We start from the raw sequence: 24,053 nt of genomic DNA, 5'->3' as shown, positions 1-24,053 counted from the left end.
CGTCCCCCACCGAGGTGGACGCCCGTTCCCGGCGCGCGGTTGTGCGGAAGGCATCGGATACCCCCCCGTCGATCATGTACCGGAGAGGCGCGGGGCAGCGGCGTACGCGGCGCGTCGATGGGCCGTACGGGTGGGGCGCCCGCCGCGAGGGCCTGTCCGCGGCGGGCCGCCCCGCACTCAGCCGGCCCGCACCACCGTGACCCGCTCGCTCTCCACCCGCTTGGCCACCCCGTCCGCCCCCGACTCCTCCAGGTGCCGGCACAGCACCACCGACCCGCCCGCCACCGCCAGCGGCGCGTACAGCCCGGCCGAGACGCCGGCCCAGGTGTCGTACGACCGCCCCGACAGGATCCGGCCCCCGTCCGCGAGCCCCAGCTCACCCGCGTCCGCCCGCGCCCGCTCCACGATCTGCGCGCCCGTCAGCTCCGTACCGTCGACGACGAGGGCGACCTCGTCCGGGTCCACCGGGACGAACGGGGCGAACCGGTCGCCCTGGCTCGGGACCTCCACCGCGTAGTCCGCGTAACCCGCGGGCGGCGTGGGGAAGCGGCGCCCCAGCGGCGCGAGGGAGAGGGCGATCCGGTCGCCGGAGCAGGCGAGGCCCGCCTCGAGGCCGTCCGGCCCCGCCACCACGTGATCCGCGTCGGCCGGATCTCCGCCGATCTCCGCCGTCACCCCCACCGACGCGCACGCGAGCAGCCATACCGCGGTCTGCCAGTGCGCGGGCAGCAGCAGCGCGAGCCGGTCGCCGGGCGCGGCGGACAGTTCGCCCTGAAGCAGATTCGCGGTCTTGGCCACCCAATTGGCGAAGGTGGCCACCGACAATTCCACGCGTTCACCGGTGGCGTCGTCGTAGAAAGTGACCAAGGGGCGGGCCGGGTCCGCGGCGAGCGCGGATCGCAGCAGGTCGGCAGGGGTGCGGTCGCTGGCGTTCACGCGGGCAAGGGTACGCGCGGGGTGCGGCGCCGTCCGCCGTACCGGTGACGCCGTCCTCCGGTCGGCCCGACGGTTCGTCAGTCTCCGTGCCGCCTCCCGCCGCGCGGAACCGCCGCACGGTGCGGACGATCGCTCCATGCGTGCCTACCTCGCCTCCTCGATCGCCGTCACGTGCGCGGCGGCACTCGCCCTGCCGCTCGCCCTCACGACCCCGGCCGGCGCGGCAGCAGCCCCAGCCGCCCCTCCGGCGCTCCCAGCCGCGGAGCCGGCGGGCGACCTCGCCGGGTCGACCCAGTCGCTCCCCCTCGAACCCCTCGCCGCCCCCGAGGGCCGGCCGCGCGGCCACGCCTTCGGGCGTCCCGAGGGCGCGGCGGGGGAGCGGGGCCTGACCCGACGGGAGGTCAGACCCTTCTCCCTGGTGGGTGTCGTGTGGAACGACGCCCGGACCCACCTGCACGGCACCGTCCAGGTCCGTACCCGCGCCACCGCCGACGGCGCCTGGTCCGACTGGCAGGACGTGGAGACCCACAACGAAGAGCACGGCGCGGACCCGGGCACGGCCGAAGGCCGTTCGGGCGTGCTGCGCGGGGCGACCGCCCCGCTGTGGGTCGGCGACTCGGACGGCGTGGAGGTCCGCGTACGCCCGGAGTCCGCCGAGGAGCGCGTGCCCACCGCCCTCCCGGCGGGCCTGCGCCTCGAACTCGTCGACCCCGGCCCCGACCCGGCGGCGTCCGAGGCCGGGCGTACGAGGGCCGCGGCCGCCGCCGAGCCCGCCGTCCCGGCAGCCGAGTCCGCCGCCGCGCCGAGCGTCGAACGAGCCTCCGCCGAGGCGGCCGCCGCGAGCGTGAACGCCGAGCAGGCCGCGTTCGGCGCCACCGTCATCCCCGCCCTCACCCGGGAGGAGACGCTCGCCACACTGTCCCCCGCGGCGAACCCCGCGAACCCCGCGGCGAACCGCGGCGCGAACCGCGCCGCCCTCGCGGCGAAGCCGTACATCGGCCCGCGCCCGAAGATCATCACCCGCAAGGGGTGGGGCGCCGACGAGAAGATGCGGGAGAAGGCCTTCGGCTACACGAAGACGATCAAGGCGGCGTTCGTGCACCACAGCGCCACCGGCAACAACTACGCCTGCAAGCAGGCGCCCTCCGTGCTGCGCAGCATCTACCGCTACCACGTGAAGAGCCTGGGCTGGCGCGACTTCGGCTACAACTTCGCCGTCGACAGGTGCGGAAACATCTACGAGGGGCGGGCCGGCGGCGTCGCCAAGCCGGTGCTCGGCGCCCACACCCTCGGCTTCAACACCAACAGCATGGGCGTCGTGGTGCTCGGCACCTTCGGCAGCGCCACCCCGCCGGCCGCCGTCGTGACGTCCGTCGCCAAGCTGACGGCGTGGAAGCTTGGGCTGCACGGGGTGAATCCGAAGGGAAAGGTGACACTCACCTCAGGAGGCGGAAACCTCTACAAAAAGGGCAGGAAGGTGAAGTTCAACGCCATCTCCGGCCACCGCGACGGCTTCGCCACCGAGTGCCCGGGCGGACGGCTCTACAGCAAGCTCGGCACCGCCCGGTCCAGCTCGGCGAAGTACCAGGGAAGATGAGGGCCGAAGGAGCCGAAGGGGTCGCCGGTGGGGTCATGGACTCAACCATCTGCATAAACTGACCGGTCATATCGTACGGGCGGCCGAAAAGCGGCCGCCCGTGGCGATGAGACCGGACCGACAGGAAGCAGAGACGACAGGTGACCGAAGCGATTCTTCTGGTCGGTGGCAAGGGCACCCGGCTGCGTCCCCTGACCGTCAACACGCCCAAGCCGATGGTCCCGGCGGCCGGCGTTCCCTTCCTGACGCACCAGCTGGCCCGGGCCCGGGCCGCCGGCGTGGACCACATCGTCCTCGCCACCTCCTATCTGGCGGAGGTCTTCGAACCGTACTTCGGTGACGGTTCGGCGCTCGGTCTGAGCATCGAGTACGTCACCGAGGAGGAGCCCCTCGGGACCGGCGGCGCCATCCGCAACGTCGCCTCCAGGCTCCACTCGGCCCCCGAGGACCCCGTCCTGATCTTCAACGGCGACATCCTCACCGGCCTCGACATCGGCGCGCTCGTCGCCACCCACGAGACCTCCGGCGCGGACGTCTCCCTGCACCTCACCCGGGTCGAGGACCCGCGCGCCTTCGGCCTCGTGCCGACGGACGCCACAGGGCGCGTCACGGCCTTCCTGGAGAAGCCGCAGACGCCGGAGGAGATCGTCACCGACCAGATCAACGCGGGCGCGTACGTCTTCCGCCGCTCGGTCATCGACACCATCCCGGCGGGCCGCCCGGTCTCCGTCGAACGCGAGACCTTCCCCGACCTGCTGGCCTCCGGCGCCCACCTCCAGGGCATGGTCGACTCCACCTACTGGCTCGACCTCGGCACCCCGCAGGCCTTCGTCCGCGGCTCTGCCGACCTCGTCCTCGGCCGCGCCCCGTCCCCGGCCGTGCCGGGCCGCTGCGGCGATCGCCTGGTCCTCGACACCGCCACCGTCGCCCCCGACGCCAAGCTCACCGGCGGTACGGTCGTCGGCCACGGCGCGGTCATCGGCGCCGGCGCGCGCGTCAACGGCTCGACCGTCCTCGACGGCGCCGTCGTCGAACCCGGCGCCGTCATCACCGACTCCCTCATCGGCACGCACGCCCGCATCGGCGCCCGCACGATCCTCACCGGCGCGGTCATCGGCGACGGCGCGGTCATCGGCCCGGACAACGAACTCCGCGACGGCGTCCGCGTCTGGTGCGACGCGAAGCTCCCGGCGGCCTCGGTCCGCTTCTCGTCGGACCAGTAGCCGGCAGGGGGTGCGGGCCTCGGACGGCGCTTCGGACGGCGCTTCGGACGGCGCCCCTTCGCGCCCGCCCGCCCCGCTACGCTCGTACCCATGGCAGGCCGCTTCGCTCCCCGACCCACGCGCACCACGGCGCGCGGCGGCCACGTCCCCGTACCCGCCCCGGCCCCGCGTTCCGAGGACGCCTTGCCCGACCTCGACCTCGGCCTCACCCTCGGCCCCCTCCGCCGCGGCCCCGCCGACCCCACCTTCCGGACGACGGCCGACGGCTCCGTCTGGCGGGCCAGCCGGACGCCCGACGGGGCCGGGACGATCCGCGTCCGGGCGGACGGACGGGCCGAGGCGTGGGGCCCGGGAGGCGGGTGGCTCATGGCGCGGCTGCCCGCGCTGCTCGGCGCCGAGGACGACCCCACCGCCTTCGTGCCCCGGCACAAGCTGCTCGCGCTCACCCACCGCGCCCGCCGCGGCCTGCGGCTCACCCGGACCGGTCTGGTCATGGAGTCGCTGATCCCGTCGATCCTGGAGCAGAAGGTCACGACGGACGAGGCCTACCGCTCGTGGCGGCTGCTCGTCCGGAAGTACGGGGAGCCGGCGCCCGGGCCCGCGCCCGAGGGGATGTACGCGATGCCCGACGCCCGCGCCTGGGCGATGATCCCGTCCTGGGAGTGGCACCGCGCGAACGTCGACGGCAAGCGCTCCGCGGCCGTCGTCCGCGCCGCGCGGGTCGCGCACCGCATGGAGGAGGCGGCGCAGATGCCGCCCGCCGAGGCCCGCAAGCGCCTCGAACTCATCCCCGGCATCGGCCCGTGGACCTCCGCCGAGACGATCCAGCGCAGCAACGGCGCCCCGGACGAGGTCACCACCGGCGACCTGCACCTGCCGGGCATCGTGGGCTGGGCCCTCGCGGGGGACCGGACGGCCGACGACGCGGCGATGCTGGAGCTGCTCGCCCCGTACGCCGGCCAGCGTCACCGCGCCGCCCGCCTGATCCTGCTCAGCGGCCGGGTCCCCCCGCGCCGGTCACCCCGGATGACGCCGGGCAACATCACGGGCATCTGAGCGAGCGCCGGGCGCGAGCTCACGGCTCGGGCGACCCCCTGCCGTACTCCCCGAGTGCACGGACTCGGGCCGCCGCGCCGACGGCCCCACCGCACTTCCCGGGCACCCCGCCCCGCTCACCGCAGCCCGCTCACCGCACCTCGACGAACGCCCCCGCCTCCCGTACCGGCCGCTCCTTCGGAGCCGCCGCCGGTCGGCCGACCGCGACCGCGCCCATCGGGTCCCAGTCGGCCGGCAGGCCGAGCACGTCCCGTACGACATCGCGGCAGAACATCGTCGAGGACACCCACGCCGAGCCCAGCCGCTCGCCCGCGAGCGCCACCAGCAGGTTCTGCACGCCCGCGCCCGCCGCGACCACGAACATCTCGCGCTCGGCGGCGTCCCGGCGCGGGTCGCCGTAGTGGTGGGCGCCGTCCATGACCAGGCAGGGGACGATCAGATACGGCGCGCCGCGCAGCACGTCGCCGCGGCGGACGCGCCGTGCGATGGAGTCCTCGGACCTGCCGTCGCGCCGCAGGTCCGCGATCCACGCGTCCCGCATCGCGTCGAGCAGGCGCACGCGCGAGTCCTCGGACTCCAGGAGGACGAAGCGCCACGGGGTGGTGTGGTGCGGGGCGGGCGCGGTGACGGCGGCGGCGACGGCCCGCCGTACGGCGCCGGGGTCGACCGGGTCGTCGGTAAACTCCCGCACGGTACGGCGCAGGGTCACCGCCTCCCGTACGGCCTCCGAGGTGCCGAGCCGGAACATGTCGTCGGCGGCGTCCCGGACCAGGGCCCGCGCGCCCGGCTGCTGCTCGTCGCCCACCACGTGGGACAGCCCGCGGACGACGGCCACCGGCCGCCCCGCCGCCTTGCCCTTCACCAGGTCACCGGCGGCGGCCAGTTCGTCCGCGGTGGCGGTGACGGTCACGTTGAGCTCGTTGCCGTGGGAGTCGGTGGCGCCCCGCAGGTCGTCGAGGACCCGCACGCCTGCCGCGCCGATGGCCACGTCGGTGAGCCCGTTGCGCCAGGGCCGCCCGAAGGTGTCGGTGAGGATCACGCCGACGTCGACGCCGAGCGTCTCGCGCAGGCCGACGCGGATCCGCGCGGCGGAGGCGTCCGGGTCCTCGGGCAGCAGGAGCACGGTCCCGGCGGGGGTGTTGGAGGCGTCGACCCCGGCGGCGGCCATCACCAGACCCTGCCGGTTCTCGACGATGCGCAGGGCGCCGCGCCGCGCCACCACCCGTACCGTCTCGGCGTCGATCGCCGCCTCCCGGTCGGTGGCGGCGATCACCCGCCCCTCCGCCTTGCTGACGATCTTCGAGGTGACGAGCAGCACGTCGCCGTCGACGAGTCCCGGCGTCGTGGACGCGATCAGCTTGGCGAGGTCGTCGCCGGGCAGAACCTCGGGCAGCCCGTCGAGCGCCCACACCTCGAACCGGGCCGGGGGCTCCTCGACGGGGCCTCCGGCAGCGGCCGTACGGGCCACCAGGGCCGTATCCGTCGTGCCCGCCGTGCCGGTCGTGTCGGCCGTGCCGGTCGTGCCGGTGGCACCCGTCGTACCCGCCGTACCCGCACCGCCCGTCGCACGCGCCGCGCCGTCGGCGCCCGGGCCTCGGAGTGCCACCTCGCCGGACCCCGGTGGCGTCACCCCGCCCGTCATGCGCCGGCTCCGCCGGCCTCCGCCGCGAGCGCCAGCGCCTCGCGCGCCATCGCCGCCGTCGCGTCCAGGTCGGTCATCATCAGCGGCACCGCGCGGCAGCGGATGCCCGCCGCCTCGACGTCGGCGACCGTGCCCGCGTCGACGGTGTCGACCAGCCAGCCGTCGAGCAGCCCGGCGCCGTAGTGCAGGGCCACGGCCGCCGCCGTGGACTCCACGCCGACCGCCGCGAGCACCTTGTCGGCCATGCCGCGCACGGGCGCGTCGCCGACGATGGGGGAGAGGCCGACGACCGGCGCGTCCGCGGCGGCGACCGCCTCGCGGATGCCGGGCACGGCCAGGATCGTGCCGACGGACACGACCGGGTTGGACGGCGGGAAGACGATGACGTCGGCGGCCGCGATGGCCTCCAGGACACCCGGTGCCGGCTTCGCCTGCTCGGCGCCGACCGGCACGACGGCCAGCGCGTCGACGGAGGCGCGCAGCTTCACCCAGTACTCCTGGAAGTGCACGGCCCGCTGCTCGCCCTCGACCTCGATGGCCACGTGCGTCTCGACCCGGTCGTCCGACATCGGAAGCAGCCGGACGCCGGGCTGCCAGCGGGCGCACAGCGCCTCGGTGACGGCGCTGAGCGGATAGCCGGCGCCCAGCATCTGGGTGCGGACGATGTGGGTGGCGAAGTCGCGGTCGCCGAGGCCGAACCACTCGGGCCCGACCCCGTACGCCGCGAGTTCCTCCTTGACCGTGAAGGACTCGTCCTCGCGGCCCCAGCCCTGTTCCTCGTTGATGCCACCGCCGAGGGTGTACATCACGGTGTCGAGGTCGGGGCAGACCTTGAGACCGAAGAGATGGATGTCGTCACCGGTGTTGCCGACGACCGTGATCTCCGCGTCGGGCGCGGCCTGCTTGAGGCCGCGAAGGAAGCGGGCACCACCGATGCCACCGGCCAGAACCACAATGCGCATGCAGTGCAGTTTGTCAGGCGGTGACGACTCCCGGGGCCGTCGGGGCAGAGCTGCACTGTGAGGCCGGCGACTCGTGCATCGAGACGGGCGTCGACTCGGGCGTCGACTCGGGCATCGACTCGTGCATCGGCATCTCGGTCAGGCCCGGGTAGTAGACGTGCAGGCTGACGGCGGGTTCGAGGGAGTCGTTGACCACCTCGTGCACATAGCCGGGCGCGAACACGCGCTGCGCGCCCGCGTCCAGGCTCCGCCCGCCCCGCTCGGTGCGCTCCGTCAGCTCGCCTTCGAGGACGGTGAGCACGCCGGAGGACGGGCCGTGGTCGTGCCGGCCGCTGGCCTGGCCGGGCAGCCAGGACAGCAGCCAGATCTCGTAACCCGGGCCGGTGCGCAGCCGGTGGTACCAGCGGGTGGTGGCGTCGTACTCGACGTAGGGGGCCCACAGGGCGCGGTCGGCGGCGATCTCGCGGGCGAGACCGGCGAACTCGGCCACGGTGGCGGGGTGCTCGCGGGCGGGCTGCAGGAGGTGCGGGACCTCAAGGATGTCGCCGGCGATCTGAAGGTCGCTGTCCATGTTCATGGGATGCGGTGGTTCCTCGGCAGAAGTGCGGGGTGTCGCAGAGCAGGGGGTGAGGCGGCAGCGGCGGGACGGCCGCGTGAAGAAGCTGGAGCGCTATGGGAAGAAGGCGCGCGTCAACAGCTGGGACAGCAACAGCAACAGCGGTCCTGGACAGCGCGGCGGAACCCACGGGCGTGGGTCGCGAAGGGCGCTGTGGTCGCTGGCATGCCACCAAGGTGGCGGGAGGGACACCCGACTGTCAACTCAATGCCCGATTTGGCGGCAATGTTTCACCTCATCCGGTTACTGTGCGCGGAGAAAGGTTTGTGCAGCGTGTGACCAGGACACATGGCGCAGCAACCGTGGCCGTAAACGTGGCGGGGGTCCTGTGATCAGACTGTGATCCGGATCGCTTCCGTGGCCGAATCGCAACAGGATTCGAGTTTCGGACGTCCTTCTGTGCAGGGCGTGACGGTGCGGGCAGGCCCGTGGCATGTGTCAGGTTTTTGGTGATTTGAACACTTTCCGCATAGGCTTGGTTCCGCAGAGTGAATACGGGGCCCAATAGCAGATCTCGGCTTGACTCGCACAGAGCACGAACTTGTAATTTCACTCGTGTCGTTCGGCCGGATCGATCCGGGATCTCCGGGATCGAAGACGGCCGCATCACGGGGACGCAATGCACGGGGACGCAATGACGGACGAGGGGCGCACATGACCGAGTTGTTCGAGGAACTGCTGGTCGAGGACGCGGACGAGGAACTCGGCTGGCAGGAGCGCGCACTGTGCGCCCAGACCGATCCCGAGTCCTTCTTCCCCGAGAAGGGCGGCTCGACCCGGGAGGCGAAGAAGGTCTGCCTCGCCTGCGAGGTCCGCTCCGAATGCCTCGAATACGCGCTGCAGAACGACGAGCGCTTCGGCATCTGGGGCGGTCTGTCCGAGCGCGAACGCCGCCGCCTGAAGAAGGCCGCCGTCTGAGCCGCCGCCCGGCCGCCGTCCGCGGGACGACGCCATCCGGCCACCCGCCCATGGGACCGCCCTTGGGGCCGCCCACGGGACGGTGTTCGCCGGGACACGAAGACATACGCGAAGACGTACGTGAAGACGTACGTGAAGACATACACAACGAACGGTCCGCACCCCGTGGTTGTCCACAGGCGGCGGACCGTTGTCGTGCCAGCTACTAGTGTGGGCCTCCGTCCGAGACGCATCCACGCCCTTCACCGGGCGACCCCCGGCCGGAGGGGCCGTAGCTCGATGTCCTCAACTCCTGAGTTCCCACGACACGTCGTCACCGCCGTGCTCGTCGCCCACGACGGCGCCCGCTGGCTGCCGGACGCCCTCGCCGGGCTGCTCGCCCAGGAGCGCCCCGTCCAGAACGTGGTCGCCGCCGACACCGGCAGCGCCGACGACTCCGCGCGGCTGCTCGCCGACTCGCTCGGCCCCGACCGTGTGCTCCACCTCGCCCGCCGCACCGGATTCGGCGCCGCCGTCGAGGAGGCCGCGCGCACCGCGCCCGTCCTCGGCCCCGAGGAGCTGCCGTATCTCAAGCGCCCCAGCGGCTGGGACCCGGTCACCCGCAGCTGGCGCGACGACGCCTACGACCTGCCCGAACTCCCGTACGGCGAGCCCGTGCAGTGGCTCTGGCTGCTCCACGACGACTGCGCGCCCGAACCCGGCGCGCTCACCGAACTCCTACGCGTCGCCGACTCCGACGGCGACATCGCCGTCGTCGGCCCCAAGCTGCGCGGCTGGTACGACAAGAAGCAGCTCCTCGAAGCCGGCGTCTCCATCGCCCGCAGCGGCCGCCGCTGGACCGGCCTCGACCGCCGCGAGCAGGACCAGGGCCAGCACGACCAGGTCCGCTCCGTGCTCTCCGTCTCCAGCGCCGGCATGCTCGTCCGCCGCGACGTCTTCGAGGAGCTCGGCGGCTTCGACCGCCGGCTGCCCCTCATGCGCGACGACGTCGACCTGTGCTGGCGCGCCCACGCCGCCGGCCACCGCGTCCTCGTCGCCCCCGACGCCGTGTTCCGCCACGCCGAGGCCTCCGCCCGCGAGCGCCGCACCGTCGACTGCGCCGGCCGCTCCGCCGCCAACCCGCACCGCGTCGACAAGGCCGGCGCCGTCTACACCCTGCTCGCCAACACCCGCGGCGCCGCCCTTCCCTACGTCTTCCTCCGCCTCGTCCTCGGCACCCTGCTGCGCACCCTCGGCTATCTCGTCGGCAAGGCGCCCGGCCAGGCCGTCGACGAGATCATGGGCCTGCTCGCCACCCTGCTGCGGCCCGAGAAGATCCTCGCCGCGCGCGGCCGGCGCAAGCGCCCCGCCGTGCCCGCGAGCGAACTGCGTCCGCTGTTCCCGCCGCCCGGCGCCACCATCCGCGCCGCCGCCGAACAGCTCGCCTCCCACTTCGGCGGCTCCGACGCCGACTCCGGCGGCTCCCGGCACGGCGTCGTCGAGTCCGGCCCCGGCGGTGACGACGCCGACTACCTGGAGATCGAGCAGTTCGCCCGCCTGAAGAAGATCGCCCGCAAGCCCGGACCGGTCCTCTTCGCCCTCCTCCTCGTCGTCTCCCTCGTCGCCTGCCGCAACCTCTTCGGCGGCGGCTCGCTGGCCGGCGGCGCCCTGCTGCCCGCCCCCGACACCGTCTCCGGCCTCTGGTCGCGCTACGCCGACGGCTGGCACGCCATCGGCACCGGCGGCACCCAGACCGCCCCGCCCTACCTCGCCGTGCTGGCCGCGCTCTCGGCGCTGTTCCTCGGCTCGACCTCCTTCGCGCTGACCGTGCTGCTGGTCTGCTCGGTCCCGCTGGCCGGCTTCACCGCCTACTTCGCCTCCCGCGGCATCGTCGAGTCCCGCCTCCTGCGCGCCTGGGCCGCCATCGCCTACGCCTTCCTGCCCGCCGCCACCGGCGCCCTCGCCACCGGCCGGCTCGGCACCGCCGTCCTCGCGATCCTGCTCCCGCTGATCGCCCGCGCCGCCGTCGCCGCCCACGGCCTCAGGTCCTGTCTGGAGTTCCCCCGCGGCGAGCGCGGCAGCTGGCGCGCCACCTGGGCGTACACCTTCCTGCTGACCTTCGCGACGGCGTTCACGCCGGTCGTCTGGCCGCTCGCCGTCCTCCTCGGCCTGGGCGTGCTCGCCCTGCGCCGCAACGACATCACGGCGTACGGACTGCGCTTCCTCGCCGCCGTCGGCACCCCGATCCTGCTCCTGGCCCCCTGGTCGCTCACCCTGCTGACCAGCCCCTCCGCCTTCCTGCGCGAGGCCGGCCTCGACATCCGCACCGGCAGCGCCGCCGCGCTCGACCTGCTCGGCGCCAGCCCCGGCGGCCCCGGCACCCTCGGCGGAATCCTGCTCCTCGGCCTCGTCGGCGCCGGCCTGGCCGCACTGCTCCGCGAGGACCGCACCCTCGCCGTCCGCGCCGCCTGGGCCGCCGCCCTCGCCGGTCTCCTCTTCGCCGTCCTCACCAACGGCGCGGGCGACGGCGAGACCGGCTGGTCCGGCCCCGCCACCCTCGTCTACGGCGCCGCGCTGCTCGCCGCCGGCACCATCGGCGCCGAGGGCGGCCGCACCCGCGTCGCCGCCCACGGCTTCGGCTGGCGCCAGCCCGTCGCCGCGCTCGTCGCCCTCGCCTGCGCCGCCGGCCCGCTGCTCTCCGCGGCCGGCTGGATGATCGGCGGCGCCGACGGCCCGCTCACCCGCCGCGACCCGGTCCAGGTGCCCGCGTTCGTCGCCGAGGAGAGCGGCCAGGAGGACCAGGCCCGCACGCTCGTCCTCGGCGGCAGCTCGGCCGGCGAGGTGTCGTACACCCTGGTCCGCGGCTCCGGCGGACGCCTCGGCGACGCCGAACTCACCGCGACCGGCGGCAGCGACCCGCGCCTCGACCAGGTCGTCTCCCACCTCGTGGCCGGCTCCGGCGCCGACCAGACCGAGGAGCTGAGCGGTTTCGCCATCCGCTTCGTCCTCGTACGGGACGGGGCCCCGCGCTCGATGAGCCGCGTCCTCGACGCCACCCCGGGCCTCTCCCGGCTCAGCCAGCTCGACGGCAGCGCGCTGTGGGAGGTGAGCCGCGACCACGCGGTCGCCCGCGTCATGATCGTCCCCAAGGACGGCGGAGCGGCCGCCGGCACGGCGACCGAGACCCCCGACGCGGCCCCGGCCGAGGCCGCGCGGCCGGTCGCCGTCGCCGCCGGCCCCGTCGAGGCCCACACCAAGATCCCCGCCGGACCCGCCGGCCGCGTGCTGCGGGTCGCCGACCGCGCCGACGCCGGCTGGACCGCCACCCTCGACGGCAAGGAGCTCAAGCCCGTCACCGTCGACGGCTGGGCCCAGGGCTTCGAGCTCCCCGCCGACGCCGGCCGCCTCGACCTCACCTTCGACGAGCCGGCCACCCACACCGCGTGGATCTGGACCCAGGCCTTCCTCGCCGTCGTCCTGCTCGTCCTCGCCCTGCCCGGCCGCCGCCGCGACATCGACGACGACCTGCCCGACGAGGAGCTCGCCCTGCCCGCCCAGGCCACCGCCGCCGACGGCCGCCGCGCCCGCCGACTGCGCGCCGCGGCCGAGGCCGAAGCCGCCGCGGAGGCCGCGGAGGCCGCAGAGGCCGGCGAGGCCGGCGAGGACTCGGTGCCCGAGCCGGAGCCCGTGCCCGCCCCCGTACCGGAACAGCCGGCGTACGAGCAGCAGCAGCCCGAGTGGGACGGCCAGTACGCGGAGGTTCCGCAGGCGGGCTACTACCAGGAGCAGTACGCGTACGACCCGTACGCGCAGCAACAGCAGACGTACGACCAGCAGCAGTACGAGCCGCAGCAGTACGACGCCCAGCAGTACGACGCTCAGCAGCAGTACGACCCGTACGCCCAGCAGAGCGGCTACGAGCAGAGCGGCGGCTTCGAGCAGCAGCAGTCCTACGACCCGTACGACCCCTACGGGTACGGGCAGCAGCAGCGTCCGGACGGGAGCAGCAACCAGTGAAGCGCACCACCCTCTCCCTGATCGCCGTCGCCGGCACCCTGGCGGCGGTGACCGGCGTCGCCGCGCTCACCGCCCCCGACGGCGCCGCGCCCGCGAACACCTCGCTGCCGGTCCGGCTGCCCGTCGAGCGCACCGCCCTGCTCTGCCCCGGCCCCAGCACCTCCGAGGTCGCGGAGACCGCCTACACCTCGTACACGCCCGAGGGTTCGGCGGCGGGGAAGACGGCCTCCGGGACCTCCGGGACCTCCGGGACCGCCGGTGCCAAGGCGGCGGGCACGGGCGAGCGGACCGCCGCCAAGGCCGAGCTGAAGCCCGCCCCCGTCGCCCCGCCCCCCGGCGAGCAGCCGGCCAAGAACACCAAGGGCCTCAAGGCCCCGGCCACCGTCACCAAGCCCGGCACGCCGGTCGGCGCCGAGGCGAAGGGCGCCGACGCGCCCGCCCTCACCGGCTCCGCGAGCGGCAGCCTCGCCCCCGGCTGGACCGTCCAGCAGACCACCGTCGTCCCGGCCGGCGGCGCCCGTGGCCTGCTCGGCGTCACCTGCACCGCCCCGGACACCGACTTCTGGTTCCCGGCCGCGTCCACCGCCAAGCAGCGCCAGGACTACGTCCACCTCACCAACCCGGACGACGGCACCGCGACCGCCGACATCGAGCTGTACGGCCCGGCCGGCCCGCTCAAGCTGCTGTCCACCGAGGGCATCCCGGTCCCGGCACACACCACCGTCCCCGTGCTGCTCTCGACCCTCACCAGCGACCCGGCCCAGCAGGACCTCACCGTCCACGTGACCACCCGCAGCGGCCGCGTCGGCGCCGTCGTCGGCGCCGCCGACGACAAGGCGGGCGCCGACTGGCTGCCGGCCTCCGCCGACCCGAGCGGCACCGTCGTGCTGCCCGGCATCCCGGCCGACGCCACCTCGGTCCGGCTCGTCGCCTACGCGCCCGGCGACGCCGACGCCGACCTGAAGATCCAGCTGGTCACGCCGACCGGCAAGATCGTCCCGGCGAGCGCCGACGCCGTGCACGTGAAGTCCGGCATGACCGCCGCCGTCGACCTGCCCGACCTCACCCGCGGCGAGCCCGGCTCCCTGCTCCTGACTCCCACCGACCCCAAGAAGGCCACGCCGGTCGTCGCCGCGCTCCGCGTGGCCCGTGGCAAGGGCGAGCAGCAGGAGATCGCGTTCATCCCGGCCGCCGCCCCCATCGAGGCCCGCGCCACCGTCGCCGACAACCGCGCCAAGGGCTCCACCCTCGCCCTGACCGCGCCCGTCGGCGGCGCCGAGGTGCGGATCACCGCCTCCGCGGGCACGCAGGGCGGCACACCCGTCAGCAAGACCGTCACCCTGAAGGCGGGGACCACGACCTCCCTCGCCGCGCCCGTCCCCGACGGCCTCAAGGGCTCCTACGCGATCACCGTCGAGCGTCTGTCGGGCGGCCCGGTGCACGCCTCGCGCCTGCTCGAGCTGCCGCAGGACGGCATCCCGATGTTCACGGTCCAGACGTTCGCGGACGACCGCGGCACGGTGGAGGTGCCCACGGCCCGCCAGGACCTGACGGTCCTGGACGACTGAGCGGCCGACTGAGCGGACGGCTGAGCGGACGGCTGAGCGCTTTCCCGCACCCCTTCAGGGGCCGGTTCCTTCGCCCGTACGGGTGGGACCGGCCCCTTTCGGGCTCAGTCCCCCAGTCCTCAGTCCTGCCCGTAGCGCGGGTCGACCGACTCGGGGGAGAGGCCGAGCAGGTCCGCGACCTGCTCCACGACCACCTCGTGCACCAGCAGGGCGCGCTCGTCGCGGTTCTTCGCGCGGATCTCGACCGGCCGCCGGTAGACGACCACCCGGGCCGGGTCGTTCTTCTCCGCGGGCGTCGAGCCGCCCAGCGGTACGACGGACTCGTTTGAGACCGTCGGAGGCACCTCCATCACCATGAACTCGACGTCCGCCAGCTGCGGCCAGTGCCGCTCAAGGCGTTCGACCGAATCCAGGACCAGATCGCGGAAGGTGTCCGCCCGGCTCGCGGACAGCGGCACCTGCGGCGGGGCGACCGGCCCCCGCATGCCGCGGCCGTGCCGGTCGCGGCGTCGCACGCGCGGCGCCGCGCTGTCCATGCTGTGGGTGCTGTCCGTCACTGACGCAGCGTAACTCTCCCCGGTGTTTCCGCACCGGTCCGGGACGGCCGTGGATGGCCGTGGACGGCCCGGGACGGTCCCGGATCGGTACGGGCCGGGACCGTCCCGACGGCCACTGCCAGCCACCGGTGTCGCCGTCCGCGCCGTGATCCGTGCCGCCGTCCGTGCTGTCGCCGGCGCCGTCGTCCATCTCGTCCCCTGTGTCGCAACCCGACCGATCCGGCCAAGCGCGGGCCCGTTTTCCGGGGCCTGGACGATCGGCCATCTGGCCGTGATTGACCGGTTTTCCCACGGTCGATGTCCGGATCGCATGCCGCCGACAGCCGCCCCGCACGTCGCTCCCGCAGGTCAGAGCGGCCGATCGGACCCGGTCCGTGGCGGACGTCACACCGCGACACGGTGGAGTGACCTGGGGGAGAGTCGTCGCGGCCCGCTCAAGAGTGCGGTACCGTCCAACGTCGTGAGCCCTGTACGTCGCTGTTCGCGCACCGCGTGCGGCCGCCCTGCCGTCGCGACACTGACGTACGTCTATGCCGACTCGACCGCGGTCCTCGGCCCGCTCGCCACCTACGCCGAGCCCCACTGCTATGACCTGTGCGCCGAGCACAGCGAGCGCCTCACCGCCCCGCGCGGCTGGGAGGTCGTGCGGCTCTCCGACGGCACCACCCCCACCCGCCCCAGCGGCGACGACCTCGAAGCCCTCGCCAACGCGGTACGGGAGGCGGCCCGCCCCCAGGAGCGCGCGGCCGAGGCCGGCGGCGGCAAGCCCGGCGGCCCGGGCGGCCGCGGCGCCGACCCCATGGAGGTCGGCCGGCGCGGGCACCTGAGGGTGCTGCGTTCACCCGAGAACTGATCAAGGTCCGTTCCCCGGTAGTTTGGGCGGTCCGTACGCGCGTCGCATCCGCGCGGACGACAGCCGAGACCTCAGGAGGAGTGATCCGTGACTGCTGATCTGTCGCAGATCGTGAAGGCGTACGACGTCCGCGGAGTGGTGCCGGATCAGTGGGACGAATCGCTCGCCGAGCTGTTCGGCGCCGCCTTCGTGCGGGTCGTCGACGCCGACGCGATCGTCATCGGCCACGACATGCGCCCCTCCTCGCCCGGTCTCGCCGCGGCCTTCGCGCGCGGCGCCGCCCGCCTCGGCGCCGACGTCACCCTGGTCGGCCTCTGCTCGACCGACCAGCTGTACTTCGCGTCCGGCGCGCTCGGCCTGCCCGGCGCGATGTTCACCGCCTCGCACAACCCGGCCCAGTACAACGGCATCAAGATGTGCCGCGCCGGCGCCGCCCCCGTCGGCCAGGACACCGGCCTCTCCGAGATCCGCGCGCTCGTCGAGCGGTGGACCGAGCAGGGCGCCCCCGAACCGGCCGCGACCGAGGGCACGGTCAGCGAGCGCGAGACCCTCAAGGACTACGCCGCCCACCTGCTCGGCCTCGTCGACCTGAGCGCCATCCGGCCGCTGAAGGTCGTCGTCGACGCCGGCAACGGCATGGGCGGCCACACCGTCCCCACCGTCTTCGCCGGCCTGCCGCTCGACGTCGTCCCGATGTACTTCGAGCTCGACGGCACCTTCCCGAACCACGAGGCCAACCCCCTCGACCCGAAGAACATCGTCGACCTCCAGGCCCGCGTCCGCGCCGAGGGCGCCGACCTCGGCCTCGCCTTCGACGGCGACGCCGACCGCTGCTTCGTCGTCGACGAGAACGGCGACCCGGTCCCCCCGTCCGCCATCACCGCCCTCGTCGCCGCCCGCGAGCTCGCCAAGAACCCCGGCGGCACCGTCATCCACAACCTGATCACCTCGTGGTCCGTCCCCGAGGTCGTCCGCGAGAACGGCGGCACCCCGGTGCGCACCCGGGTCGGCCACTCCTTCATCAAGGAGGAGATGGCGAAGAGCGGCGCCGTCTTCGGTGGCGAGCACTCCGCGCACTACTACTTCAAGGACTTCTGGAACGCGGACACCGGCATGCTCGCCGCGCTCCACGTCCTCGCCGCCCTCGGCGGCCAGGACGGCCCGCTGTCCGCCCTGGTCTCCGCCTACGACCGCTACGCCGCGTCCGGCGAGATCAACTCCACCGTCGCCGACCAGAGCGCCCGCCTGGCCGCCGTGAAGGCCGCCTACGCCGGCCGCGACGGCATCACCCTCGACGAGCTCGACGGCCTCACGGTCACCGCCGCCGACTGGTGGTTCAACCTCCGCGCCTCCAACACCGAGCCCCTCCTCCGCCTCAACGTCGAGGCCCGCGACACCCAGACGATGTCCTCCCTCCGCGACGAGGTCCTGGCCTTGGTCCGCGCGTAACCCACAGGCATGAAGCCGAGGCCCCGCCGACCGGCGGGGCCTTCGCGCCACCCCCGTGTGGGCGTTCGTCCCGCTGGGGCGGTTCGCTGTCCCGTTGTGGGCGTTCGTCCCGCTGGGGCGGGACGGGTGGGCACACGGGACGGCGCCTTTGCGGGCGCGTTCCGCACCTGCGCCTGGACCCGCGCCCCGAACGCGCCGCGCCTGCCAGGGCCCGCCGTCCGGCGTACCTCCGCGCCCCGAGCGCGCCGCGCTCACCAGGCCGCCCGCCCCGCGCCCCCGCCCCGCGCCCCCGCCCGGCGCCCCGCTCGGCGGCCCCCCGCCACGCCCAACCCGTCGCCCCCCGTTTCCCACCCCGTCCTCCCACCGCCGCCCCGCCGTCGCCCGCGCCCCGCAACGTAAGCCCGGCACCCCGCCCCACAGCAAGGGCGCCGCCTGCGCCCCAGCGGTAGGCTGACCCAGGTCCTGTCCGGCGGATCATGGCCGGGTCCGCGACACCTGGCACGGCACCGCGCTGGGGGCACCACCCAGGCGGAGCTCTGGGGGAGCCGCGGCCTGTCCGACCCTGATCCGCCGCACAGGCCCCAGCCCGTAGACCGCCCGTACGCCCACGCCCGTGTCGCCGTACCCGCCCCCCCGAAGGGACCACCATGCCGCTCGAAGCCGGCCTCCTGGAGATCCTGGCCTGCCCGGCCTGCCACGCCCCGCTGAACGACCGCACGGCGGAGGAGACCCCGGAGCTCGTCTGCACCTCCGCCGACTGCGGACTCGCGTACCCCGTGCGCGACGGCATCCCGGTCCTGCTGGTCGACGAGGCCCGCCGCCCCGAGTGACCCGCTCCGCCGCCCGCCCCGCGCCCCGGGAGGCCGCCCGGGGAAGCCGCCCTGGGGGGCCGGCGCGGGACGCCGGGCGCGCACGCGACGCGCACGCGTATGAGAGCGCGTTTAGAGGGCGCGTACGAGGCCGCGCCGACACACTGACACGCTGACGCGCACCCCTCAGGGGGACCCACCCACGCCGGCCGACCGCCGGCCCCGCTCCGCCGACCGACCGGAGGCCCGCCACATGCTCGACGAGACCCTCCTCGACGCACCGGACGCCCTCGCCCTCGCCGACCACCGCGGACTGCTCCGCGGGGCCGCCGAAGCGGGCGCACGGGTACGGACCGCAGCCCGGCACGCCGCCGAGGCGGGCATCGCGGCACTCCGCCCCGAGGGCCGCCCCCGCGCCGTCCTCGTCGCGGGCCCCGGCACCGCCGCCGCGGGCGTCGCCGACCTGGTCGGCGCCCTCGCGGGCGCCTCGGCCCCGGTGATCCGCCTCCAGCCGACCGGTGTCGCACCGGCCGCCGGAGCCCTGCGCTGGGCCCTGCCCGGCTGGGCCGGCTCGGTCGACCTGCTGCTCCTGCCGACGACGGACGGCGCCGAACCCGGACTCGCGCTCCTCGCCGAGCAGGCGTACCGCCGCGGCATCACCGTCGTCGCCGTCGCCCCCAAGGACGCCCCGCTGGCCGAGTCGGTGGGCGGCGGGGCGCGCGGCCTGCTCGTACCGATGGCGATGGCCCCGCACGAGACGGCCGAGGAGTACGGGGAGAAGCTCGCGGCGAGCCCCGGCGCGCTGTGGGCGCTGTTCACGCCGCTGCTCGCGCTGCTGGACCGGGTGGGCCTGGTGGAGGCCCCGCCGGAGGCCCTCGAACAGGTCGCCGACCGCCTGGACCGTACGGCCGAGCGCTGCGGCCCCGCCATCGCCACGTACAGCAACCCGGCCAAGACCCTCGCCGCCGAGCTCGCCGACTCCCTCCCGCTGGTGTGGACCGAGGGCGAGGCCGCCGGCCCGACCGGCCGCCGCTTCGCCGCGGTCCTCGCCGAACTCGCCGGGCTGCCCGCCCTCGCCGCCGAACTGCCCGAGGCGCTCCCCGCCCACGGCATGCTGCTCGCCGGCGACTACGCGGCCGGCGCCGACCCCGACGACTTCTTCCGCGACCGCGTCGAGGAGCAGCAGGCGCTGCGCGCCCGCGTCGTCCTCCTCCGCGACCGCCCGGCCGAGGGCAACGTGCTCAGCGCCGCCCCCGCCGCCCGCGAACTCGCCCTCAGCCACGGCACCGCGGTCAGCGAGCTGGAACCGGAGGAGGGCAGCCCGCTGGAGAACCTCGCCGAACTCCTCGCCGTCACCGACTTCGCCGCCGTCTACCTCTCCCTCGCCTCGGCGGGCCGCGTCCCGCGGTAGCGGCCGGCGCTGCCCCGGCGACCGGGCCCCGGGGCCGGCGGTCCCCCCCCGCACGTCCATCACCGCACCACCGCACTGAAAAGAGCTGGAAGCCCCATGGACCGCCTCGTCAACACCGTCCGCCCCTACGCCTGGGGATCCACGACGGCCATCCCGGAACTGCTCGGCGTCGCCCCCACCGGCGAGCCCCAGGCCGAGATGTGGATGGGAGCCCACCCCGGAGCCCCGTCCCGCACCGACCGCGGTCCCCTCAACGAGGTCATCGACGCCGATCCCGTACGCGAACTCGGCCCGGCCGCCGTCGAGAAGTTCGGCCCCCACCTGCCCTTCCTCCTCAAGGTGCTCGCCGCCGGCGCCCCGCTCTCCCTCCAGGTCCACCCCGACCTCGACCAGGCGCGCGCCGGATTCGCCGCCGAGGAGGCCGCCGGCGTCCCGCTCGACGCCCCGCACCGCAATTACAAGGACGCCAACCACAAGCCCGAACTCGTCTGCGCGCTCACGCCGTTCCACGGCCTGTGCGGCTTCCGCGACCCGGCCGACGCCGCCGACACCATGGCCGCCCTCGGCGTCGACTCCCTCAAGCCGTACGTCGACCTCCTCCACGCCCACCCCGAGGAGGACGCGCTGCGCGAGGTCCTCACCGCGCTGCTCACCGCCGACCGCGCCGAGATCGCGCACACCGTCGCCGAGGCCGCGCACGCCGCCGCCCGCCTGGGCGGCGCCCACGCCACGTACGCCCGGATCGCCCACCACTACCCCAACGACCCCGGAGTCCTGGCCGCGATGCTGCTCAACGAGGTCACCCTGCAGCCCGGCGAGGCGCTCTACCTCGGCGCCGGCGTCCCGCACGCCTACCTCGACGGCCTCGGCGTCGAGATCATGGCCAACTCCGACAACGTGCTGCGCTGCGGCCTCACCCCCAAGCACGTCGACGTCCCCGAACTCCTCCGGATCGTCCGCTTCGAGCCCAACGACCCCGGGATCCTGCGCCCCGAGGCCTCCTCGTCCGGCGAGGAGCTCTACGACACCCCGATCGACGAGTTCCGGCTCTCCCGCTTCGTACGCGCCGAGGGCGCCGTCCCCACCGACCTCACCGCCGGCACCCCGCAGATCCTGCTCGCCGTCGCCGGCCGCCCGGCCGTCGGCGGACTGACGCTCGCGCCCGGCGAATCGGCGTTCGTACCGGCGGGCGAAAAGACCGAACTGTCCGGGGCGGGAACGGTCTTCCGCGCCACCGTCGTGGCCTGATCCGGTCCCGACGCGGGCTTCAAACGGGTCTGACCCGCGCCTGACCCGCGCCTGACGCCGGGCTGATGCGACAATGACCGGCCGCACGACGGCAAAGGGATGGCAATAAGCTGCCCTCCGACAAGGCGGCCAGGGGCCAGGCCGGAGCATCGCCGGGCCAGAGCATCGCCGGGCCGGAGCATCGACGAAGGGAACAGACACACCCATGAGCGCGTCAGGCGGAACCAAGGCGATCGTGGCGGCGCTCGCCGCCAATCTCGCGATCGCGGCCTCGAAGTTCGTGGCGTTCCTCTTCAGCGGTTCGTCCTCGATGCTCGCCGAGGCCGTCCACTCGCTGGCCGACTCCGGCAACCAGGGCCTGCTGCTCCTCGGCGGCAAGCGTGCCCAGCGCGAGGCCACTCCGCAGCACCCCTTCGGCTACGGCCGCGAGCGCTACATCTACGCCTTCCTCGTCTCCATCGTGCTCTTCTCGGTCGGTGGCATGTTCGCCCTCTACGAGGGCTACGAGAAGATCAAGCACCCGCACCCGATCGAGGCCTGGTACTGGCCGGTCGGCGTCCTCGTCTTCGCGATCATCGCCGAGAGCTTCTCCTTCCGCACCGCGATCAAGGAGTCGAACGAGCTCCGCGGCAACCAGTCCTGGAAGGAGTTCGTCCGCCGCGCCAAGGCACCCGAGCTGCCTGTCGTCCTCCTGGAGGACTTCGGCGCCCTCATCGGTCTCGTCCTCGCCCTCGGCGGCGTCGGCCTGGCCCTGCTGACCGGCGACGGCGTCTGGGACGGCATCGGCACCCTCTGCATCGGCGTCCTGCTCATCGCCATCGCGCTCGTCCTCGCCGCCGAGACCAAGTCGCTGCTGCTCGGCGAGTCCGCCGGCATCGAAGACGTCAAGAAGATCGAAGACGCGATCGTCGACGGCGAGACCGTCACCCGCCTCATCCACATGCGCACGCTCCACCTCGGCCCGGAGGAGCTCCTCGTGGCCGCCAAGGTCGCCGTCGCTCACGACGAGACCGCCACCCAGGTCGCCCGCGCCATCGACGCGGCCGAGGAGCGCATCCGCGCCGCCGTCCCGATCGCCCGGGTGATCTACCTGGAGCCGGACATCTACAGCGAGCAGCGGGCTGCCGCGGACGCCGCGAAGGCCGAGACCAAGGACGCCTGACGCCGGCCGTCTGACGACGAGAGAGGCCCCGCCCCGGTGATCTGCTGACCGGGTGCGGGGCCTCCGTCATGTCGCGGCACGGCTCACAGCACGGCTTACGACACGGCGTACGGCGGAGGCGGCGGCACCGCGCGCCGCCGCGCCGACCGGCCGGTGAGCGAACCGGCGAGGCCGAGGCCGAACCCGATCAGGAGCACCACCGCGCCGACGAAGAAGCCGCCCAGCGCGGCGAGCGCCGGCCCGGGCCGGTCCGTGGCCCGCTCCCGTACCGCCGTCACCGGAGCCGTGCCGCCGGTACCGAGGTCCTGGTGGTAGCGCGAGTCGAGGGAGTTGCCCCGGTTGTCGCCGAGCAGGAACACCCGCCCCTCCGGCACCTTCACATCGAAGCCGGGCGCGCCCCCGATCGGATCGCCCCCGGCGACGTACGGCTCGCCGAGCGGCTTGCCGTTCACGTACAGCCGCCGGTCGTCCGCCGTCACCCGGTCGCCACCGACCCCGATCACCCGCTCCACGGTCAGGCGCTCGGTGATGCCCCACTCGGGCACGCGCACGAGGACGACATCCCCGCGCCGCACCTCGGACGGCTCGATCCGCTCGGCGTAGAGCGTGTCGCCGGGCCCGTAGGTGGGGTGCATCGCGTCGCTCTCGATCCGGTGCGCCGGATACGCGCTCCGCAGCACCAGCCCCGCGACGACCATCACCACCCCCAACGGCACCAGCACTGCCCAGCCCGCGATCCGCAGTCCCCGCCCCGGCCTCATACCCGCAACCCCTCCCAGCAGCAGTTCGGCCCGCACCCTATAGGCGCGCAGTGACACCGAGGGCTTCTGGCGAGCCCCGTCCCGGCCCCGTCCCGGCCCCGATCCGGCCGATTCCGTCACCAGGCGGACTGTGGGCCGCCGCGTCGATCGGTGTAGATTCGTGACCAGCCAGACGTCGCTGCTGATGGCGGTCGGGCGGTCCGCACGCGGGACCGGCCGAGGGAGAGAGGGCCTCCGACGACTGCACCGCGGAAGACGCGGGAGCACCGGGCATTCGTATGCCCGCGTCCTCCACAGCCGCGGTGCCAGGTGCCCACTCGAACCCTCGAACCCGATTGACGAGGAGCAGCTCCAGTCATGACGACTGTCGCCACGCAGGACTTCAAGGTCGCCGACCTGTCCCTGGCCACGTTCGGCCGCAAGGAGATCACCCTCGCCGAGCACGAGATGCCCGGCCTGATGTCCATCCGCCGCGAGTACGCCGAGCAGCAGCCGCTCGCCGGCGCCCGCATCACCGGCTCCCTGCACATGACCGTGCAGACCGCCGTCCTCATCGAGACCCTGGTCGCCCTCGGCGCCGAGGTCCGCTGGGCCTCCTGCAACATCTTCTCCACCCAGGACCACGCCGCCGCGGCCATCGCCGTCGGCCCGAACGGCACCCCGGAGAACCCGCAGGGCGTCCCGGTCTTCGCCTGGAAGGGTGAGACCCTGGAGGAGTACTGGTGGTGCACGGAGCAGGCGCTGACCTGGCCGAACACCCCCACCGGCGGCCCGAACATGATCCTGGACGACGGCGGTGACGCCACCCTCCTCGTCCACAAGGGCGTCGAGTTCGAGAAGGCCGGCTCGGCCCCGGACCCGGCCACGGCGGACAGCGAGGAGTACGGCCACATCCTCCGCCTCCTCAACCGCACCCTCACCGAGTCCCCGCAGAAGTGGACGCAGCTCGCGTCCGAGATCCGCGGCGTGACCGAGGAGACCACCACCGGTGTCCACCGTCTCTACGAGATGATGCAGGCCGGCACCCTCCTCTTCCCGGCGATCAACGTGAACGACGCCGTGACGAAGTCGAAGTTCGACAACAAGTACGGCTGCCGGCACTCGCTGATCGACGGCATCAACCGTGCCACCGACGTCCTGATCGGCGGCAAGACGGCCGTCGTCTGCGGTTACGGCGATGTCGGCAAGGGCTGTGCCGAGTCCCTGCGTGGCCAGGGCGCCCGCGTCATCGTCACGGAGATCGACCCGATCTGCGCGCTGCAGGCGGCGATGGACGGCTACCAGGTCAC

19 protein-coding genes are annotated in these 24,053 nt (G+C 74.2%); 13 read left to right on the top strand and 6 right to left on the bottom strand.

All coding sequences use genetic code 11. The annotated features are described in order from the left end of the window. Positions 1-177: 177 nt before the first annotated feature. Positions 178-936 (bottom strand): TIGR03089 family protein, encoded by a 759-nt coding sequence (locus AB0M18_RS34350; protein WP_365765015.1) that lies wholly within the window; start codon positions 934-936, stop codon positions 178-180. Between the two features lie 136 nt (positions 937-1,072). Between AB0M18_RS34350 and AB0M18_RS34345 the strand changes: the two genes are divergently transcribed. From AB0M18_RS34345 to AB0M18_RS34335, 3 genes are all read left to right on the top strand, one after another. Further along, positions 1,073-2,533, top strand: coding sequence for a peptidoglycan recognition protein (locus tag AB0M18_RS34345; RefSeq protein WP_365765013.1), 1,461 nt, complete (start codon positions 1,073-1,075; stop codon positions 2,531-2,533). Positions 2,534-2,673: 140 nt separating this feature from the next. Then, positions 2,674-3,756: an NDP-sugar synthase gene (locus AB0M18_RS34340; protein ID WP_365765011.1), complete on the top strand. Its 1,083-nt coding sequence runs from the start codon at positions 2,674-2,676 to the stop codon at positions 3,754-3,756. 90 nt (positions 3,757-3,846) lie between these two features. Beyond that, positions 3,847-4,812 (top strand): DNA-3-methyladenine glycosylase 2 family protein, encoded by a 966-nt coding sequence (locus AB0M18_RS34335; protein WP_365765009.1) that lies wholly within the window; start codon positions 3,847-3,849, stop codon positions 4,810-4,812. Between the two features lie 130 nt (positions 4,813-4,942). Here AB0M18_RS34335 and AB0M18_RS34330 read toward each other — a convergent pair whose 3' ends face one another. The 3 genes from AB0M18_RS34330 to AB0M18_RS34320 are packed head-to-tail and all read right to left on the bottom strand — an operon-like array spanning position 4,943 to position 7,993. Then, the gene (locus tag AB0M18_RS34330; RefSeq protein ID WP_365765007.1) at positions 4,943-6,454 is read right to left on the bottom strand and encodes a coenzyme F420-0:L-glutamate ligase; all 1,512 of its coding nucleotides are present in this window, start codon (positions 6,452-6,454) and stop codon (positions 4,943-4,945) included. Further along, positions 6,451-7,416, bottom strand: a complete 966-nt coding sequence (cofD, locus tag AB0M18_RS34325) for a 2-phospho-L-lactate transferase (protein WP_365765005.1) — start codon at positions 7,414-7,416, stop codon at positions 6,451-6,453. Before cofD ends, AB0M18_RS34330 begins: the two co-directional genes overlap by 4 nt. 13 nt (positions 7,417-7,429) lie before the next feature. Continuing rightward, complete coding sequence (locus AB0M18_RS34320; RefSeq protein WP_365765003.1) at positions 7,430-7,993, bottom strand: cysteine dioxygenase family protein; 564 nt, start codon at positions 7,991-7,993, stop codon at positions 7,430-7,432. Positions 7,994-8,686: 693 nt separating this feature from the next. On the opposite strand from AB0M18_RS34320, the gene AB0M18_RS34315 reads away from it, so the two are divergent. From AB0M18_RS34315 to AB0M18_RS34305, 3 genes are all read left to right on the top strand, one after another. Beyond that, a complete protein-coding gene (locus AB0M18_RS34315; protein ID WP_265868980.1) occupies positions 8,687-8,950 on the top strand; it encodes a WhiB family transcriptional regulator in 264 nt (87 codons plus the stop codon). A 279-nt stretch (positions 8,951-9,229) separates the two neighbouring features. Beyond that, entirely contained in the window at positions 9,230-12,946 is a 3,717-nt protein-coding gene (locus tag AB0M18_RS34310) for a glycosyltransferase family 2 protein (RefSeq protein ID WP_365765001.1), read from the top strand. Continuing rightward, positions 12,943-14,514 carry a DUF5719 family protein gene (locus tag AB0M18_RS34305; protein WP_365764999.1) on the top strand — a complete coding sequence of 524 codons (1,572 nt, stop codon included), beginning with the start codon at positions 12,943-12,945 and terminating at the stop codon, positions 14,512-14,514. Before AB0M18_RS34310 ends, AB0M18_RS34305 begins: the two co-directional genes overlap by 4 nt. Before the next feature lie 119 nt (positions 14,515-14,633). Here the strand turns inward: AB0M18_RS34305 and AB0M18_RS34300 are convergent, their stop codons facing one another. Next, complete coding sequence (locus AB0M18_RS34300) at positions 14,634-15,050, bottom strand: metallopeptidase family protein (RefSeq protein WP_365765038.1); 417 nt, start codon at positions 15,048-15,050, stop codon at positions 14,634-14,636. A 430-nt stretch (positions 15,051-15,480) separates the two neighbouring features. Between AB0M18_RS34300 and AB0M18_RS34295 the strand changes: the two genes are divergently transcribed. From AB0M18_RS34295 to AB0M18_RS34270, 6 genes are all read left to right on the top strand, one after another. Beyond that, positions 15,481-15,924 (top strand): DUF3499 domain-containing protein, encoded by a 444-nt coding sequence (locus AB0M18_RS34295; RefSeq protein WP_365765036.1) that lies wholly within the window; start codon positions 15,481-15,483, stop codon positions 15,922-15,924. An 87-nt stretch (positions 15,925-16,011) separates the two neighbouring features. Continuing rightward, complete coding sequence (locus AB0M18_RS34290; protein ID WP_365764997.1) at positions 16,012-17,373, top strand: phosphomannomutase/phosphoglucomutase; 1,362 nt, start codon at positions 16,012-16,014, stop codon at positions 17,371-17,373. A gap of 647 nt (positions 17,374-18,020) precedes the next feature. Next, positions 18,021-18,203 (top strand): Trm112 family protein, encoded by a 183-nt coding sequence (locus tag AB0M18_RS34285; RefSeq protein WP_265868984.1) that lies wholly within the window; start codon positions 18,021-18,023, stop codon positions 18,201-18,203. A gap of 232 nt (positions 18,204-18,435) precedes the next feature. Beyond that, positions 18,436-19,593, top strand: coding sequence for an SIS domain-containing protein (locus tag AB0M18_RS34280; RefSeq protein ID WP_365764995.1), 1,158 nt, complete (start codon positions 18,436-18,438; stop codon positions 19,591-19,593). A gap of 96 nt (positions 19,594-19,689) precedes the next feature. Further along, positions 19,690-20,841, top strand: coding sequence for a mannose-6-phosphate isomerase, class I (gene manA, locus AB0M18_RS34275; RefSeq protein WP_365764993.1), 1,152 nt, complete (start codon positions 19,690-19,692; stop codon positions 20,839-20,841). 205 nt (positions 20,842-21,046) lie between these two features. Then, positions 21,047-22,003, top strand: coding sequence for a cation diffusion facilitator family transporter (locus tag AB0M18_RS34270; protein ID WP_365764991.1), 957 nt, complete (start codon positions 21,047-21,049; stop codon positions 22,001-22,003). Positions 22,004-22,098: 95 nt separating this feature from the next. On the opposite strand, the gene lepB is transcribed toward AB0M18_RS34270, so the two are convergent. Continuing rightward, a complete protein-coding gene (lepB, locus tag AB0M18_RS34265) occupies positions 22,099-22,764 on the bottom strand; it encodes a signal peptidase I (protein WP_365764989.1) in 666 nt (221 codons plus the stop codon). Between the two features lie 357 nt (positions 22,765-23,121). Between lepB and AB0M18_RS34260 the strand changes: the two genes are divergently transcribed. After that, positions 23,122-24,053: adenosylhomocysteinase (locus AB0M18_RS34260; protein ID WP_365764987.1), on the top strand; the 932-nt coding region annotated here is incomplete at its 3' end.

The sequence above is a fragment of the Streptomyces sp. NPDC051909 genome, assembly GCF_040681095.1.
GTDB lineage: Bacteria > Actinomycetota > Actinomycetes > Streptomycetales > Streptomycetaceae > Streptomyces.
Note: the sequence above shows the minus strand (reverse complement) of the source record. Positions and strands in the feature narration are given on the sequence as shown.